Genomic DNA, 15274 nt, shown 5'->3' on the forward strand with positions numbered 1-15274 from the left:
ACGGTACTCACGCAGAGGACCCCCTCCCATGTCCTTCTCCCTCGCCGCACCCGCCCCCGCGGCGCCACCCCACACCGGCGGACTGCTCCTGCTCCTCGACGGCACCCCCGGCCTGCTGACCGTCGCCGGAATCGGCATCGCCCTGCTGCTCTTCCTCATCATCAAGGTGCGACTGCAGCCGTTCGTCGCCCTGCTCGCGGTCTCCATAACCGTCGGCCTGCTGTCCGGCCTCTCGGTCACCGAACTCTTCGGCACCGTCCAGCGCTCCGACGCCGTCTCCACGCTGGAGTCCGGCATGGGCGGCATCCTCGGCCACGTCGCGATCATCATCGGCCTGGGCACCATGCTCGGCGCGATCCTGGAGGTCAGCGGGGGCGCGGAGGTGCTGGCGGCGCGGCTGCTGCGGCTGTTCGGCGAACGCCGGGCGCCGCTCGCCATGGGCCTGACCGGCCTGATCTTCGGCATCCCGGTCTTCTTCGACGTCGGCATCTTCGTACTTGCCCCGCTCGTCTACGCCGCCGCCAAGCGCGGCGGCAAGTCGATCCTGCTCTACTGCCTCCCCCTGCTCGCGGGCCTCTCCATGACCCACGCCTTCCTGCCCCCGCACCCCGGCCCGGTGGCCGCGGCGGGGCTGCTGCATGTGCAGCTCGGCTGGGTGGTGCTGATGGGCATCGTGTGCGGCATCCCCGCGGTGCTTGCCGCGTGGGCGTACTCCGCGTGGATCGGGCGGCGGATCTTCGTGCCCGTGCCGCAGGACATGGTGGAAGCGGCGGAGGAGGCGCGGCGGACGGTCGCGGCGGAGCGGGTGGCGGTGGCGCGGCCGGTGGCGGTGGGGGGTACGTCGGGCAGCGACGTACCGGCCCCCGACCGCGACGTACCGGTCTCCGCTGCCGAACCGCAGGAGAAGCCCGTCCCGTTGGGCGTGGTGCTCGGCATCATCGGCACCCCGCTGGTGCTGATCCTCGCCGCGACGTTCTCCTCGGTCGCGCTGGACCCGTCCACCGGGCGCTCGGTGATCGAGTTCTTCGGCCACCCCTTCGTGGCCCTCACGATCGCGCTGCTGCTCGCGTACTACCTGCTCGGCATCCGGCGCGGCTGGTCCCGCAAGTCCCTGGAGAACGTCTCCACCGCCTCCCTCAAGCCGGTCGGCAACATCCTGCTGGTGGTCGGCGCGGGCGGGATCTTCGGCGCGGTGCTGAAGGCGAGCGGGGTCGCGCAGGCGCTGTCGGACACGTTCCACGGCGTGGGGCTTCCGGTGATCGTCCTGGCGTATCTGATCTCGCTGGTGCTGCGGGTCGCGCAGGGCTCGGCGACGGTGGCGATCGTGACGACGGCGGGCATCGTGGCCCCGCTGCTCTCCGAGGGGCACCACTCGGCGGCGTTCGCGGCCCTGGTCATCATGTCCATCTCCGCGGGCTCGATCTTCGCCTCGCACGTCAACGACGGCGGCTTCTGGATGGTGGCCAAGTACTTCGGCATCAGCGAGCGGGACACCCTGAAGACGTGGACGGTCCTCGAATCGGTGCTGTCCGTCGCGGGGTTCGCGGTGGCGGCGGTGGTGAGTGTGTTCGTCTGAGGGTGCGTTGGGGACTTACCGGTGGGAAAGGAGCGTCGGGTGGTTCCGGCACAGGTAAGTCGTCCATACTGCCGCCGTGGACCAGCGCATAGGATCGAGCAGCAAGCCCGTGAAGGGCGAGCCCCTCACGGGCGCCGGATTCGACCCGGCCTTCATCCCCGGCCTCATGCCTCCGGCGAAGCCGGCGGCGGAGGCGGGTGGCCCGGAGCCGGAGGAAGAACCGAAGCCGAAGGCGGAGCGCGCGCCCGAGGCGGAGGCTGACACCGAGGCCGTGGCGGAGGCGGAGCCCGAGAGCGAGGCCGAAGCGGAACCGGAGGCCGAGGCGGCGGCGGGGGACGTCGACGACGATTCCCCGGAGCCCGCCGAGGGTCCGGTCTTCGAGGCGGCCGACCGGCGCGCCCGCATACTGGCGGACCGCACCGGCGTCCATCTCTCCCTGGACGAGGAGAACTGCGAGTTCTCCTGGCCCGAGATCGCCGCCGTCGAAACCGAGTCCCCCCGCTTCGGCAAACGCTTCACCATCACCGTCCACACCCCCGACCACCGCTGGTACCCCATCGAAATCGAAGCGAAGTCCCGCTCCGACTTCGCCCAGTGGGAATCGGAACTGGACGCGGTACTGGACGCGTACTTCGAGGAAGCCTGAGCGCTCAGCGCGCTCTATGAGCTCTGTGCGTGAAGGCCCCAGCCGGGGCCTTCACGGCAGCCCGGGGACCAGGGCCAGCCATTCCGACAGCTCCCGGTGGACCGTGTCGTCCACCGGGAGTACGTCATGCATCGGCCAGCAGCCGCAGCGCATCGCCGCCGTCCTTTGGTCGTCGTAGTACGCCGTCACGCTGACCTCCCGTCGACTCGCTCGTTGAGCAGGTCGTACGGAAAGGAGAGCTGATGGTCGGCTCGTCGCACGAGGCGCTGCACCGCATTTTCCAGAAGGACCCCGCACTGCTGACCCGCGCGTTGCAGCGTGTGCTGCACGTGCCGTTCCCCGAACCCCATGAGATCGCCGCGCTGAACGTGGATCTCACCGAGATCGAGCCGGTCGAGCGGCGTGTGGACACGCTGCTGCGGGCCGAGACGGACGACGGCACGTATCTGCTCGTGGTCGAGTCCCAGGGCAAGGTGGACGACCGCAAGCGGGGCAGCTGGCCGTACTACCTGTCCTACCTGTACGAGAAATACCGCTGCGAACCGGTCCTCATCGTCATCACTCAGAACAGCGCGACGGCCCAGTGGGCCTCGCGCCCCATCCGGCTCGGTTTCCCCGGCTGGCACTCGCTGACCGTACGGCCCCTCGTCCTGGGCCCGGACAACGTCCCGGTGATCACCGACGAGCGTGAGGCCGAACGCGACGTCCCCCTTGCGGTGCTTTCCGCGATGACACATGGGCGTGGACCGAAAGCCGCGCCCATACTGGAATCACTCGCCACCGCCCTGAAGACCATCGACGCCGACAGCGCCGCGGTCTTCGTCCAGTTCGTCGACTCCTGCCTGACCGACCCCCAGGCGAAACAGATGTGGAGGGACCTGATGACAGCCATCCAGTACTTCTGGCGCCATCCGCTGGCGGAACAGGTGCGCGAGGAGGGCCGGGTTCAGGCCAAGGCCGAGGTGGTGCTCCAGATTCTCGAATGGCGTGGAATCCCGGTCCCCGACGGCGTCCGTGAGCGCGTACTCGCGTGCACCGATCGGGGCCAGGTCGAGGTCTGGGCCGAGCGCGCCGTCCACGCGACCGACGCGGACGAGCTGTTCGCCCCTTCGGCCGAGTAGCCCGCGACCATATGACGGTGCCCCGGGCCGGTGTCGGTCCGGGGGCACCCTCGTGTGCGGGAGCGGTCAGGGTGTTACGGCAGGGCGTGGACGTGTGCCCCCACCGCACCCGACCACGCGTTGCCCGCCGTCGCGTCCCAGTTCGTGGACCAGGTCATCGCGCCGCGGAGGGCGGGGTAGGTGCGGGAGGGCTTGAAGGTGCCGCAGGACGTGGCCTGGGTGAGGCAGTCGAGGGCGTTGTTGACGATCGTGGGGGAGACGTAGCCGCTGCCGGCCGCGCGGGTAGAGGCGGGGAGGCCGAGGCCGACCTGGGAGGGGGCGAGGCCGCCTTCGAGCTGGATGCAGGCGAGGGCGGTGAGGAAGTCGACCGAGCCCTGGCTGTAGACCTTGCCGTCGCAGCCGAGCATGGAACCGCTGTTGTAGTACTGCATGTTGACGACCGTGAGGATGTCCTTGATGTTCAGGGCCGTCTGGAAGTAGGAGCCGGAGGTCGACTGCATGTCGATCGTCTGCGGGGCCATCGTGATGATCAGCGAGGAGCCCGCCTTCGACGACAGGGAGCGCAGCGCCTGCGTCATGTACGTCGGGTTGAGGCCGTTCTCCAGGTCGATGTCGACGCCGTCGAACCCGTAGGTCTGCATCAGGGAGTAGACCGAGTTGGCGAAGTTCGCCGCGGAGTTCGCGTCGTTGACGGACACCGTGCCCGTCTCGCCGCCGACCGAGATGATCACCTTCTTGCCCGCCGCCTGCTTGGCCCTGATGTCGGCCTTGAACTGGTCGACCGTGTAGCCGTTCAGGCCCGCCGAGTCCAGGTTGAAGGTGACCGCGCCCGGCGTGGAGGTGGCGTCCGCGAAGGCGACCGCGATGATGTCGTACGCGGACGGCACGTCGGACAGCTTCTGGACCTGCGCACCGTTGTTGAAGTTCTGCCAGTAGCCGGTCACGGCGTGCTTGGGCAGCGCGCCGCCCCCACCGCCCCCGCCGCCGGAGGCCGCCGTGGTCGCGGTCACCGTCTGCGACTTCACCGACTCACCGGCCGAGTTCACCGCCGTGACCTGGAAGGAGTACGAGGTGGAGGCGGACAGCCCGGACACCGTGGCCGACGTCCCGCTCGCCGACGCCACCTTCGCGCCGTCGCGGTAGACGTTGTAACTACTCGCCCCGGACACCGTGTTCCAGGACAGCGAGATGGAGGAGGAGGTCGTACCGGAGACGGCGAGGCCGCCCGGGGCCGCCGGGACCGTCGGGTTGTCGCCGCCGCCACCCCCGCCGTCGGGGCCGTAGACCTGGATGTCGTCGGCGTAGTAGGCGGCCTGGCCGTACCAGCCGTGGGTGTACACCGTGACGGACGTGGTGGCGGAGCCCGTGGTGAAGGTGGTCGTCAGCTGCTTCCAGGACGGGGAGTCCGGGGTCCAGGTCGACACGTCGGTGGTGCCGGTGCCGGTGACGCCGAGGTAGGCGTAGCCGCCCTGCACCCAACCGCTCAGCGTGTACGTCGAGTTGGGCTTCACCGCGACCGACTGCGTGCACTGGGCGTTGTCCTGCCCGGCCGGGGTCGCCTTGAGCGCGGCGGAGCCGCCGTGCACCGGGGACGAGACGGTCGTGCCGCTGCCCGCCGAGCAGGTCCAGCCGCTCAGACCGGATTCGAACCCGGCGTTCTTCGCGTTGTTGACGTCAGCCGCACTGGCCGGAGCCGCGGCGAGACCCGCGACCGCGAGCGCCAGCGCGGCAGCGGCCGACCAGGTACGGGCACGGACGCGTCCGCCGCGTCCGGGCATGACGGATACGAGGTCCAACTGGAGCCTCCAGTGGGGGAGTTCGCGGGGGAGAACGGAGTGGGAAAGAACCTCCACCCCATGAGTACAAGTTGGTCCAGACCAATCCACCTGTCAAGTCGTGGCGCGGGCAGGGAACTTCACCCACCTGATCAACCCGTCCCGGTTTGGCCCGGCTTGCGCCTGGCAAGTTCCCCACGAGCTACACAAACGCTGTTCTCCCGTGATCGAGCCGTGGATACAGTGCTCAGGTAGTCACGCAATGAAGTCGTCCCGCCCCGCAGGAGTGACGCCCGTGGGTCGGGTGATGTGAAGAGCGGGGAGCTGCGTGTGCCAACTGCCATTGCCGTGACCAGTGTCGACCTGGCGCTGCCGGCGCAGGACGAACGGACCATGCCCGCCGTGGTGCTGCGTGATCTGGACCGGCGTCCGCTGGAGCAGACGCTGCTGGAGGTCCAGGCGCTCGTCGAGCAGTTCGGGCACCTGGTCGTCGTCTGCTCGCAGGCCACCCCGCAGCCGGTGCTGCGCCGTCTGTACACCCTGCGCGCGCTGCTGGAGAGCGACCGGATCGCGCTGTTCGTGCCCGAGCTGCCGCCGCTCGGAGTCGCCGTGCTGGCGCGGCAGTTACGGCAGCTCGCCTCCTGCGACCTGAGCCCCGGGGTGCTCGCCTCGGCGGGGCGGCTGCTCACCCACTACCTCCACGCCGGAGCCGTCCTCGGCTCGGTCGCCCGGCTGGACCGCGTGCCGGTGGGGCTCAAGGCGCACGCCAAGTCCTGGGTGCCCGGCACCCAGTTCGCCGTCGTCGCCCACCCCGAGCCGCAGCTCGTCAAGGCCGTGCCCGGAGCCGCCCTCAAGGGACCGGAGTTCGGCACCTGGCTGCTGCTCGCCAAGGGGCAGCTCCAGTCCGACTGGACCGCCTCGCTCGTCAACTCCTGGGGCGCGCACGGGATGCGTGAGGCCCCGCTGCCCGCCGAGTCCGCCGCCTGGTGGGGCACCGGGCGGCTGGTCGAGTTCTGCGCCCATCTGGCCGACCTCTCCGTGCTGTACCAACTCGTCACCTCCGTACGGCAGTCCGTCTGTCACTGGTGCGGCGTCGACGTCATCGGCGACCGCTGCGTCTTCTGCTCCGCCACCCCGCCCACCCATCACCCGCCCGCACCCCGCGCCGCCCTGGAACGACGCGCCCCCGCCTGACCGGCCGCCCGGCCCCCGCGCTCATATCCCGCACGACCGATTCCCCCAATGAGGTTGCACGGTTCATGAACTCCCGTCAGCGCCGCGGCGTGATACTCCTGATCCTGTCGGTCCTGTGCGCGCTCGGCGCGTTCGCCGGCGTGCTCTCCGTCGTCCACGACGTGCAGTCCAAGGTCGGCCCCGAGGTGACCGCCTACCGGGTGCGGTCGGCGGTGAAGCCGTACACCGCCCTGAACGCCGGGCAGTTCGAGAAGATCCGGATGCCGAAGCGGTGGCTGTCCCAGAACGCGGTGACCGATCTCGCCCAGGTGCGCGGCAAGATCGCGGTGACCACGCTGCGCCCCGGCTCGCTGCTCCAGAGCGACATGATCGTGGCCCGGCCCGCGCTCCGCCCGGGGCAGCAGGAGGTCGCCATCATGATCGACGCGGCGACCGGTGTCGCGGGCAAGATCACGACCGGGGCCCGCGTCAACGTCTACGCCACCTTCGAGGGCCAGAAGGAAGGCGATCCCGACCAGTCGAAGATCATCGTGACGGACGCGCGCGTCATCGACGTCGGCCGGATCAAGGCCCTCGACCCGGACCAGGACAAGAACCAGCCGACCGACGCCGTCCCGATCACCTTCGCGCTCTCCACCCTGGACGCCCAGCGCGTCACCTACGCCGAGTCCTTCGCCAAGCGGGTCCGGCTCGCCCTGGTGGCCCCCGGCGGCGACCCCGCCGTACCCGACCGGGACCGCACCTACGAACTCGCGACGGACAAGTGAGAGGCCGCCCGGATGCCCACCAGGATTCTCCCGGCCGGCGCCGACCCGGACGCCGTCCGCACGCTCACCACCCTGCTCAGCCAGCTCCCCGACGCCGAACCCGTCCCGCCCGTCGGTGACTCGACCCAGCTGGTCGACACCCTCGCCCGGCTCGCCGCCGAGTCGGTGGACGAACTGCCCGAGGTCGTCGTCGTCCATGAACGCATCGGCCCCGTACCGGCGTTGGAGCTGATCCGGGAGATCGCCCTGCGCTTCCCGGCCGTCGGCGTCATCCTCGTCACCACCGACGCCGGACCCGCGCTGTTCGCCGCCGCGATGGACTCCGGCGCCCGGGGCCTGGTCGCGCTGCCGCTGTCGTACGAGGAACTGGCCCACCGCGTCCAGGCGGTGGCCCAGTGGTCCACCGGGGTACGGCGCCATCTCGGACACGGCGCCGTCGAGGGGCCCGGCGGCACCGTCGTCACCGTCAGCGGGGCCAAGGGCGGGGTCGGCGCGAGCCTGGTCGCCATCCAACTCGCCCTGGCCGCCCAGGCGTCGGGCCGCGGCACCGCGCTCGTGGACCTCGATCTCCAGACCGGCGACATCGCCTCGTACCTCGATGTGCAGTTCCGCCGCTCGGTGGTCGACCTCGCCGCGATCAGCGACATCTCGCCGCGCGTGCTCGCGGACGCCGTCTTCCGCCACGACTCCGGGCTCGCCCTGCTGCTCGCCCCCGGCGAGGGCGAGCGCGGCGAGGAGGTCACCGACCGCGCCGTACGGCACACCGTCGCCGCGCTGCGCTCGCGCTACGAGGTCGTCGTCCTGGACTGCGGCGCCCAGCTGACCGGCGCGACCGCCGCCGCCGTGGAGGGCGCCGACACCGCGCTCCTGGTCGCCACCCCGGACGTGATCGCCGTACGCGCCGCCAAACGGACCGTGCGGATGTGGGACCGGCTCCAGATCCGCAAGGCCGAGGAGACGACCGTCGTGCTCAACCGGTTCAGCCGGGCCACCGAGATCCAGCCCGCGCTCGTCCAGCGCATCACCGGTACCGCCCTGGCCCGTACGACCGTGCCCGCCGCCTTCAAGGAACTCCAGGGCGTCGTGGACTCCGGGCGGCTGCACGAACTCGACCACCGCAGCACCGTCAAGCAGGCCCTGTGGAGCCTCGCCGGTGAACTCGGCCTCGCCAAGCCCCCGGAGGGCCCCGCGCACCGGGGCGGACGGCAACGCGGCGACCGGGGCGCGGTCGGCTTCCGGCGGCGGAAGGAGTGAGGCGCGATGAGGACTGCGGCCGGGGACGCGAGGAGGGGCGCGGCCGGGGGCGCGACGCGCAGGGCGGCCGGGGACCGGGGACAGGTCGCCGTCGAACTCCTCGGGATGACCCCGCTGATCGTGCTGACCCTGGTGCTCATGTGGCAGTGCGTGCTCACGGGGTACGCCTTCACGCTCGCGGGGAATGCTGCGGACGAGGGCGTACGGGCGGGTACGGCGGCGGCGCCCGGCGGCGCGCGCGAGGCCGCCTGCCGTACGGCGGCCCTCGAGCACCTGTCGGGGGACTGGAGAGGGGGCGCGACGGTGGCGTGCGGCGGCTCCGGGTTCGTCACGGCCGACGTGTCCCTCAAGGTTCCCGTGCTCTTCCCCGGCTCGATCGACTTCCCGGTCACGGTGCACGGCCACGCCGGTGCCGTGGAGGAGGTGAAGCACTGAGATGCGGTACGGACGGGAGCGGAGACGTGATCGCGGCCAAGTGGCCATCGAGTACCTGGGGTTCATCCCCGTGCTGCTGATCGTCGGGCTCGCCGGGCTCCAGATCGGCGCCGTCGCCTACGCCGCGGAGCAGGCCAGTACGGCGGCCCGCGCCGGGGCCCGCGCGGCCTCCCTGGGGCAGGGCGCGCAGGCGGCGTGCGCGGGGGCGGTCAGCGGGGGCCTGAAGGTGAGCTGCACGGGCGGGGGCGGCGGCGGGGACTCGGTCACCGTCACGGCCTCCGTGGACATACCGCGGCTCGTGCCCGGGTGGAGCTTCGGCGCCGCCCACAAGACGGCGACGATGCCGCTCGACCACTGACCGCGCCAATCCGGCGCCCGCGCACGGGCGTTGGCGAGTTGTCGACCAGGACCGCTGACCGGTACCACCGACCAGGACCGAGGAGCAGCCGACCCATGAGTCTGCGGGCACGCATCAACTCCCCCGAGGAGCAGGGCAGCCGGGGCGAGGACGGCCATCTCGTCGCCTCCTACCGCGCCAAACTCCTGGAGGAGATCGACCTCGCGGAGATGAGCGCGCTCGCGCCCGCCGAGCGCCGGGCCCGCCTGGAGCGGGTGCTCGGGCACATCATCAGCCGTGAGGGGCCGGTCCTTTCCACGGTCGAGCGTGCCCAGCTGATCCGCCGGGTGGTGGACGAGGCCCTGGGCCTCGGCATCCTCGAACCCCTCCTGGAGGACGCCTCGGTCACCGAGATCATGGTCAACGGCCCCGACGCGGTCTTCGTGGAACGCGGCGGCCGGGTCGAACGCCTCCCGCTGCGCTTCGCCTCCGCCGACCAGCTGATGCAGACCATCGAGCGGATCGTCTCCACCGTCAACCGCCGTGTGGACGAGTCGAATCCGATGGTCGACGCGCGGCTGCCGTCCGGTGAGCGGGTGAACGTCATCATCCCGCCGCTGTCGCTGACCGGGCCCGTGCTCACCATCCGCCGCTTCCCGCGGTCCTTCACGCTCCAGGAGCTGATCGGCTTCGGCTCGCTGGACGAGCAGATGGTGTATCTCCTGGCGGGGCTCGTGCAGGCCAAGTTCAACATCATCGTCTCGGGCGCCACCGGCACCGGCAAGACCACCCTGCTCAACGCCCTGTCCGGGATGATCCCGGCGCACGAGCGGATCATCACCATCGAGGACTCCGCCGAACTCCAGCTCCAGCAGACCCATGTGGTCCGTCTGGAGTCCCGGCCGCCCAACGTCGAGGGCAGCGGGCAGATCACCATCCGCGACCTGGTGCGCAACTCGCTGCGGATGCGGCCCGACCGGATCGTGGTCGGCGAGGTGCGCGGGGGCGAGTCCCTGGACATGCTCCAGGCCATGTCCACCGGCCACGACGGCTCGCTGGCCACCGTGCACGCCAACAGCGCCGAGGACGCGCTGACCCGGCTGCAGACCCTCGCCTCCATGTCGGACGTGGAGGTGCCCTTCGCCGCGCTGCACGACCAGATCAACAGCGCGGTGGACGTCCTGGTCCAGCTCACCCGGTTCGCGGACGGCGCCCGGCGCATCACCGAGATCGCCCTCCTGGACAGCCACGGCGGCGAGCCGTACCGCCTGGCCACCGTCGCCCGCTTCGACGCCCGTCCGATGACCGCCGACGGCCGGGTGCCCGGCGCCTTCCAGTACTTCCCGCTGCCCCGCCGCACCGCCGACCGCCTCCACATGGCGAGCCAGCCCGTCCCGCAGGCGTTCGGCGTCGCCCACTCCGACGCCCAGCTCGCCACCCGAGAAGCCAGGTAGGCCACCCATGGATCTCTCCACGCTCGTCCGGTTCACCACCGGCATCACCCTGCTGACCTGCGTCCTGGCCGTGCTCGGCGTGCAGAGCTACGCGGCGGGGCGGGCCCGGCGCGCGGCCCTGGTCGACCGCCTCTCGCACACCGGCCGGCTTTCCTCCGGCGGGCGCAGGCGGCACTTCCGCGGCCTGGACCGCCGACTGCGCCGTACCGGGCTCGGCCGCAGACTCGAACTACGGCTCGCCGCCACCGGGTTGGACGTCAGCCCGGGCGAGTTCTTCGTCTACATGCTCGTGGTGGTCGCCGGGCTGTGGATCGTCGGGGAGGCCACCCTCGCGCCCTTCTTCGGGCCCATCGCCGGGCTCCTCGGCATCTGGGCGGCGGTCCAGTTCCTCAACTGGCAGCGGCAGAAACGCATCGAGCGGTTCATCGGCCAACTCCCGGAACTGGCCCGCATCCTGGCCAACGCCACCCAGGCGGGACTGGCCCTGCGCACCGCCATCGGCATGGCGGCCGAAGAGCTGGAAGCCCCGGCGGGCGAAGAACTCGCGCGCGTCTCCGACCAGTTGGCGATCGGCCAGTCCATGGACGACGCGCTCGGCGAACTCGCCGACCGGCTGCCCTCCCGTGAACTCGTCGTCCTCGTCACCACGTTGGTCCTCGCCAACCGCGCGGGCGGCCAGGTGGTGTCGGCGCTGCGCAACCTCACCGAGACCCTGGAGGAACGCAAGGAGACCCGGCGCGAGATCCGTACCCAGCTCTCCCAGGTGACCATGACCTCGTACGCCGTCCCCGTCCTCGGCATCGGCGCGCTCTTCCTGATGAACGGGGTCAAGGACGGCGCCCTGGAGCGCATGACCGGCTCACCGGTCGGCCAGGCGTGCGTGATCATCGCCTTCGCCCTGTACGCCCTCGGCTTCCTCCTCATCCGCCGGATGAGCCGGATCGACGTGTGAGGGGGTGACGGACCGCATGGCACTCCTTCTCGCACTCGTCGCCGCCCTCGGTGTCTGGGGCGCCTTCACCGGCCTGCGCCTGTACCGCGCCGACGCCAAGCTCCCCGGCGACCTCGCCGTCGCCCTGGAGATCGGCGCCACCCGCACCGGCGCGGTGGGCTCCGTGATCGACCGCATGGGCATGCGGTACGCCCCCTTCGTGCTGCGCCTGATGGGCCCCCGCCTGGTCGCCCGCTACCGGCGCCGCATCGACCTCGCGGGCAACCCCGGCGGCCTCACCATCGACCGCTACGCCGCCCGCCGCGCGGTCTACGGCGCGCTCGGCATCACCGGCTTCCTGGTCTTCCTGCTGCGCGGACAGTGGTTCGTCGCCCTGCTGCTGCTCGCCTTCGGCGCGCTGTGGACCGAGGTCGGGCTCTGGTCCGCCATGCGGGTCCGCAAGGACGTCATCGAACGCACCCTGCCCGACTTCCTCGACGTCCTCGCCGTCGTCGTCAGCGCGGGCCTCGGCTTCCGCCAGGCCCTCGACCGCGTCTCCACCCGCTACGAGGGCCCCTGGGCCGACGAACTCCGCATCACGCTCCGCCAGATGGACCTCGGCATGACCCGCCGCCAGGCCTTCGCGGAACTGCGCCGCCGCAACGACTCCGAACAGGTCGCCATGTTCGTCACCGCCCTCCAGCAGGGCGAGGAACTGGGCGCCCCCATCGTCGACACCCTGGTCTCCCTGGCCAAGGACATGCGCCGCACCGACGCCCAGAACGCCCGCCGCAAAGCCGCCCGCGCGGTCCCCAAGGCCACCCTCATGATCACCACCTTCATGGTCCCGGCCACGATGCTCCTCCTCGGCGCGGGCCTGATCCTGGGCTCGGGCGTGGACTTCGGATCACTGGCGGGGAAGTGAGGGGGTGATGAGCGGTCGGTTCGACGAGGGGGTGAGTGCGGGGGCGGCTGCGCGTGCGGTGAGCGGGGGCCGCGAGTCGGCGGTCGCGGGCGGGGGCGCTGAAGCGGTGGACACGAGCACGGCGGGTGACCCTGCTGAGCCCGCCGACCTGGGCCCACTGAGCCACGACCGTGAGGCGACGACCGCGGGCGGGGACTCCCTGCCGCCGGGCGACCGTCCGGGACGGCGCGAGTGCGCGGTACAGGCCGACGACGCCGCCCTGGCCGGGGGCGCGGCATCGGGCAAGTGCACGGTGCAGGGCGTGGCTTCGGCACCGTGTGAGGGCGTGGCTCTGGGCGGCGATACGGCGCCGAGCGGGGACACGGTCCCGGGTGACGGTGCGGCGCTGGGCAAGCATGCGACTCCGGGTGTGGGTTCTGCACGGGGGGAGGAGGTGGCCCCGGGCAGGATCGTGGCCCGCGACGACGCGGCTCCGGGCGACGACCCGGCCCCGGGCGACGACCCGGCGTCGGGCAAGCGCGCAGCCCTGGAGGGGGATTCGCCGCAGGGTGCGGGTATGGCACCGGGCGAGAGGACAGCTCCGGGCGTGGGGCCGGTGCCGGACGACAGCACGCCCTTGGGCCGGGGCACAGCGCCGAGCGGCCACGCGGTCCTGGACGAAGGCCCGGCCCACGGCGAGGGCACGGCGTCAGACGGGGGCGCTGCTACGGGCGGGGATGTGGACCCGGGCGAGCACACGGCACAGGCTGACGACACGGGGCCGGACGGGAATGCGGCACAGGCCGACGGCAAGGCGCCCGGCGCCTACCAAGCCGACGGCACAGCGCACGTGTCTCTCCCGGCCGCCGACCCCTCGGACGGTCCCCTCCTCGAACCCGAACCCCCCGAGCGTCTTCAAGTCCGGGCGCTCCAGGCCCTCTGTCGGCAGGTGTTCGGGTTTCGGCTGGCCATGATCGTGCTGGCCGCGCCGGCCGCGTTGCTCAATGCCGCTCCCGGGCTGGGGGCGCGGTTGGTGGGGGCGGCGGTGGTCGTCACGTTCATGGGGTCGTACGTGCTGTTCCGGGACTGGGAGCGGTTCGGGCCGCTGTTGCTGCGGCATCCCGCGCTGCTCGCCGCCGACACGCTCTTCGGGTCGCTGCTGCTCGTTTCGGCGGGTCCGGACACGACCCTCGCCTATGTCAGTGTCTGTACGCCGCTGCTGGCCGGGCTGGTCTACGGCTGGCGGGGGGCCGCGTGTTTCGCGTCGCTGCAGTCGCTGATCCTGCTGCTGGTGCACGCCACGCTGGAGGCAGGGCGGCACACCGGGCCCGCCGAGTCGCTGCTGCTGCCCGGGCTGTGTGTCGTCACCGGGGCGATGGGCTCCACCCTGCGCAACCTGATGCTCCGCTACGGCACCGCCACCCAGGCCCTGACCGCCGTACGCGCCCGTCTCGCGGCCACCGAGGCCGTCCACGCCGAACGCGCCCGTCTCGCCCGCGAGATGCACGACTCCCTGACCAAGACCCTCCACGGAGTGGCCCTCGCCGCCGACGCCCTCGCGGCCACCGCCGCCGCACCGGACCCCGACCCGGCCCTCCTGCGCGAGCAGGCGTCCCTGGTGTCCCGCTCGGCCCGCAGGGCGGCGGCGGAGTCGCGGGAGCTGCTGACGGACCTGCGGGAGGAGACGGTGCCGTCGCCGGATCTGGCGGCGGAACTCGGCCAACTGACAACGGAGTTCACGACCCGTACCGCGCTGCCCGCCACCTGCCGTACCCCCGCCCCCCTCCCACCGCTGCCCCCGCCCCTCACCCGCACTCTCCTCGCCATCACCACCGAGGCCCTGGACAACGCCCACCGCCACGCCCGTGCGACCCGTGTCGAGGTGACGGCCGCCGTCCACGGCGACCGGCTCCGGCTGACCGTCCGCGACGACGGCCGGGGCCTGCCCCCCGACACCACCCTCGAACGGCTGCGCGGCACCGGCCACTTCGGGCTCCTCGGCATGACCGAGCGGGCGGAGTCGGCGGGGGGCCGGGTCGTGGTGGGTCGGAGCGGGGGAGCCGGTGGCACGGAGGTGCGGGTGGACGTACCCCTGCCGCCGACGACGGAGAGGACCGGCTGATGCGCCCACGCACACCGTCGTACGAGAACTTCCCGTCCCCCGCCCCGCCGCCCTGTCTGCGGCTGCTGATCGCCGACGACAACCCCGTGATCCGCGCGGGACTCGCCGCGCTGCTCTCCGGGCGCCCCGACACCACGGTCGTCGCGGAGGCGGCGGACGGGCGCGAGGCGTACGAGGCGGCGCTGCGGCACCGGCCCGACGTGATCCTCCTCGACGTCCGCATGCCCGGCGTCGGCGGAATCCCGGCATTACCGCACCTGGTCCGGCTCGCCCCCGTCATGATGCTGACCTACAGCCACGAGACGGATACCGTGCGGGAGGCGATGCGGCTGGGGGCGGGGGGTTATCTGGTGCACGGGGAGTTCACGGCGGAGCAGTTGGTACGGGCCGTGCGGGATGTCAGTGAGGGACGGCCTCATGTGACGCCGGGAGCGGCGCGGGCGTTGCTGCCTTCCCCTTCGGTCGATGCAAATGCACACGCCGCTGACGAAAATCCTTCTGCTGCCGCTGACTTGTCTTCCAAAAGCCTTTCGCGACTGCAATCCCCTGTGGGACAGTCTTATCGGTCGCGCTTTCAACTGAGCACCCGAGAGGCGGAGATCATGGACCTCGTCGCGTCCGGCCTGACGAATCGGCAGATCGCCGCCGCGTGCTTCATCACCGAGAAGACGGTCAAGAACCACATCAACCACATCTTCGCCAAACTCCACGCCACCAGCCGGGGACAGGCCGTGGCGGTATGGCTGGGGGTGAACTGA

The 15274-nt window shown here is 71.6% G+C and carries 15 protein-coding genes; 13 read left to right on the forward strand and 2 right to left on the reverse strand.

Annotated features, from left to right (window positions below; translation table 11 throughout):
- The first annotated feature begins 28 nt into the window (after positions 1–28).
- Together B079_RS0102495 and B079_RS0102500 are read left to right on the forward strand one after the other, a co-directional pair.
- Entirely contained in the window at positions 29–1576 is a 1548-nt protein-coding gene (locus tag B079_RS0102495; protein WP_018544190.1) for a GntP family permease, read from the forward strand.
- A gap of 76 nt (positions 1577–1652) precedes the next feature.
- Entirely contained in the window at positions 1653–2222 is a 570-nt protein-coding gene (locus B079_RS0102500; RefSeq protein WP_026248276.1) for a hypothetical protein, read from the forward strand.
- Between the two features lie 51 nt (positions 2223–2273).
- Here the strand turns inward: B079_RS0102500 and B079_RS35115 are convergent, their stop codons facing one another.
- On the reverse strand, positions 2274–2411 hold the full coding sequence (locus tag B079_RS35115) for a hypothetical protein (RefSeq protein ID WP_018544192.1): 138 nt from the start codon (positions 2409–2411) through the stop codon (positions 2274–2276).
- Positions 2412–2464: 53 nt separating this feature from the next.
- Here B079_RS35115 and B079_RS0102510 point away from each other — a divergent pair, with 53 nt between their 5' ends.
- A complete protein-coding gene (locus B079_RS0102510) occupies positions 2465–3343 on the forward strand; it encodes a hypothetical protein (RefSeq protein WP_018544193.1) in 879 nt (292 codons plus the stop codon).
- Between the two features lie 74 nt (positions 3344–3417).
- Here B079_RS0102510 and B079_RS0102515 read toward each other — a convergent pair whose 3' ends face one another.
- A complete protein-coding gene (locus tag B079_RS0102515; protein ID WP_018544194.1) occupies positions 3418–5121 on the reverse strand; it encodes a chitinase in 1704 nt (567 codons plus the stop codon).
- A gap of 327 nt (positions 5122–5448) precedes the next feature.
- Between B079_RS0102515 and B079_RS0102520 the strand changes: the two genes are divergently transcribed.
- The 10 genes from B079_RS0102520 (at position 5449) to B079_RS0102565 (ending at position 15274) form a co-directional block, all read left to right on the forward strand.
- Complete coding sequence (locus tag B079_RS0102520) at positions 5449–6312, forward strand: hypothetical protein (protein WP_234016733.1); 864 nt, start codon at positions 5449–5451, stop codon at positions 6310–6312.
- Positions 6313–6377: 65 nt separating this feature from the next.
- The gene (gene cpaB / locus B079_RS0102525; RefSeq protein ID WP_018544196.1) at positions 6378–7079 is read left to right on the forward strand and encodes a Flp pilus assembly protein CpaB; all 702 of its coding nucleotides are present in this window, start codon (positions 6378–6380) and stop codon (positions 7077–7079) included.
- Between the two features lie 12 nt (positions 7080–7091).
- Complete coding sequence (locus B079_RS0102530; protein ID WP_018544197.1) at positions 7092–8333, forward strand: AAA family ATPase; 1242 nt, start codon at positions 7092–7094, stop codon at positions 8331–8333.
- 6 nt (positions 8334–8339) lie between these two features.
- On the forward strand, positions 8340–8768 hold the full coding sequence (locus B079_RS0102535) for a TadE family protein (protein ID WP_018544198.1): 429 nt from the start codon (positions 8340–8342) through the stop codon (positions 8766–8768).
- Position 8769: 1 nt separating this feature from the next.
- On the forward strand, positions 8770–9126 hold the full coding sequence (locus tag B079_RS0102540; protein ID WP_026248278.1) for a TadE/TadG family type IV pilus assembly protein: 357 nt from the start codon (positions 8770–8772) through the stop codon (positions 9124–9126).
- Positions 9127–9221: 95 nt separating this feature from the next.
- Complete coding sequence (locus B079_RS0102545) at positions 9222–10559, forward strand: CpaF family protein (protein WP_018544200.1); 1338 nt, start codon at positions 9222–9224, stop codon at positions 10557–10559.
- A gap of 7 nt (positions 10560–10566) precedes the next feature.
- Positions 10567–11511, forward strand: coding sequence for a type II secretion system F family protein (locus tag B079_RS0102550; protein ID WP_018544201.1), 945 nt, complete (start codon positions 10567–10569; stop codon positions 11509–11511).
- A 16-nt stretch (positions 11512–11527) separates the two neighbouring features.
- Positions 11528–12415, forward strand: a complete 888-nt coding sequence (locus B079_RS0102555; protein ID WP_018544202.1) for a DUF5936 domain-containing protein — start codon at positions 11528–11530, stop codon at positions 12413–12415.
- Between the two features lie 718 nt (positions 12416–13133).
- Positions 13134–14516 carry a sensor histidine kinase gene (locus B079_RS31215; RefSeq protein ID WP_420705753.1) on the forward strand — a complete coding sequence of 461 codons (1383 nt, stop codon included), beginning with the start codon at positions 13134–13136 and terminating at the stop codon, positions 14514–14516.
- Positions 14516–15274, forward strand: coding sequence for a response regulator (locus B079_RS0102565; protein WP_018544205.1), 759 nt, complete (start codon positions 14516–14518; stop codon positions 15272–15274). The genes B079_RS31215 and B079_RS0102565 overlap by 1 nt, the downstream gene beginning before the upstream one ends.

It is taken from the genome of Streptomyces sp. LaPpAH-108, from assembly GCF_000373625.1.
GTDB lineage: Bacteria > Actinomycetota > Actinomycetes > Streptomycetales > Streptomycetaceae > Streptomyces.

What these genes read in the sequence shown, in the direction of transcription:
- B079_RS0102495 (WP_018544190.1), top strand. Translation starts at nt 29, where the DNA reads ATGTCCTTCTCCCTCGCCGCACCCGCCCCCGCGGCGCCACCCCACACC.
- cpaB (WP_018544196.1), top strand. Translation starts at nt 6,378, where the DNA reads ATGAACTCCCGTCAGCGCCGCGGCGTGATACTCCTGATCCTGTCGGTC.
- B079_RS0102515 (WP_018544194.1), bottom strand. Translation starts at nt 5,121, where the DNA reads ATGCCCGGACGCGGCGGACGCGTCCGTGCCCGTACCTGGTCGGCCGCT.
- B079_RS0102545 (WP_018544200.1), top strand. Translation starts at nt 9,222, where the DNA reads ATGAGTCTGCGGGCACGCATCAACTCCCCCGAGGAGCAGGGCAGCCGG.
- B079_RS0102530 (WP_018544197.1), top strand. Translation starts at nt 7,092, where the DNA reads ATGCCCACCAGGATTCTCCCGGCCGGCGCCGACCCGGACGCCGTCCGC.
- B079_RS0102535 (WP_018544198.1), top strand. Translation starts at nt 8,340, where the DNA reads ATGAGGACTGCGGCCGGGGACGCGAGGAGGGGCGCGGCCGGGGGCGCG.
- B079_RS0102540 (WP_026248278.1), top strand. Translation starts at nt 8,770, where the DNA reads ATGCGGTACGGACGGGAGCGGAGACGTGATCGCGGCCAAGTGGCCATC.
- B079_RS0102565 (WP_018544205.1), top strand. Translation starts at nt 14,516, where the DNA reads ATGCGCCCACGCACACCGTCGTACGAGAACTTCCCGTCCCCCGCCCCG.
- B079_RS0102550 (WP_018544201.1), top strand. Translation starts at nt 10,567, where the DNA reads ATGGATCTCTCCACGCTCGTCCGGTTCACCACCGGCATCACCCTGCTG.
- B079_RS0102510 (WP_018544193.1), top strand. Translation starts at nt 2,465, where the DNA reads ATGGTCGGCTCGTCGCACGAGGCGCTGCACCGCATTTTCCAGAAGGAC.
- B079_RS0102555 (WP_018544202.1), top strand. Translation starts at nt 11,528, where the DNA reads ATGGCACTCCTTCTCGCACTCGTCGCCGCCCTCGGTGTCTGGGGCGCC.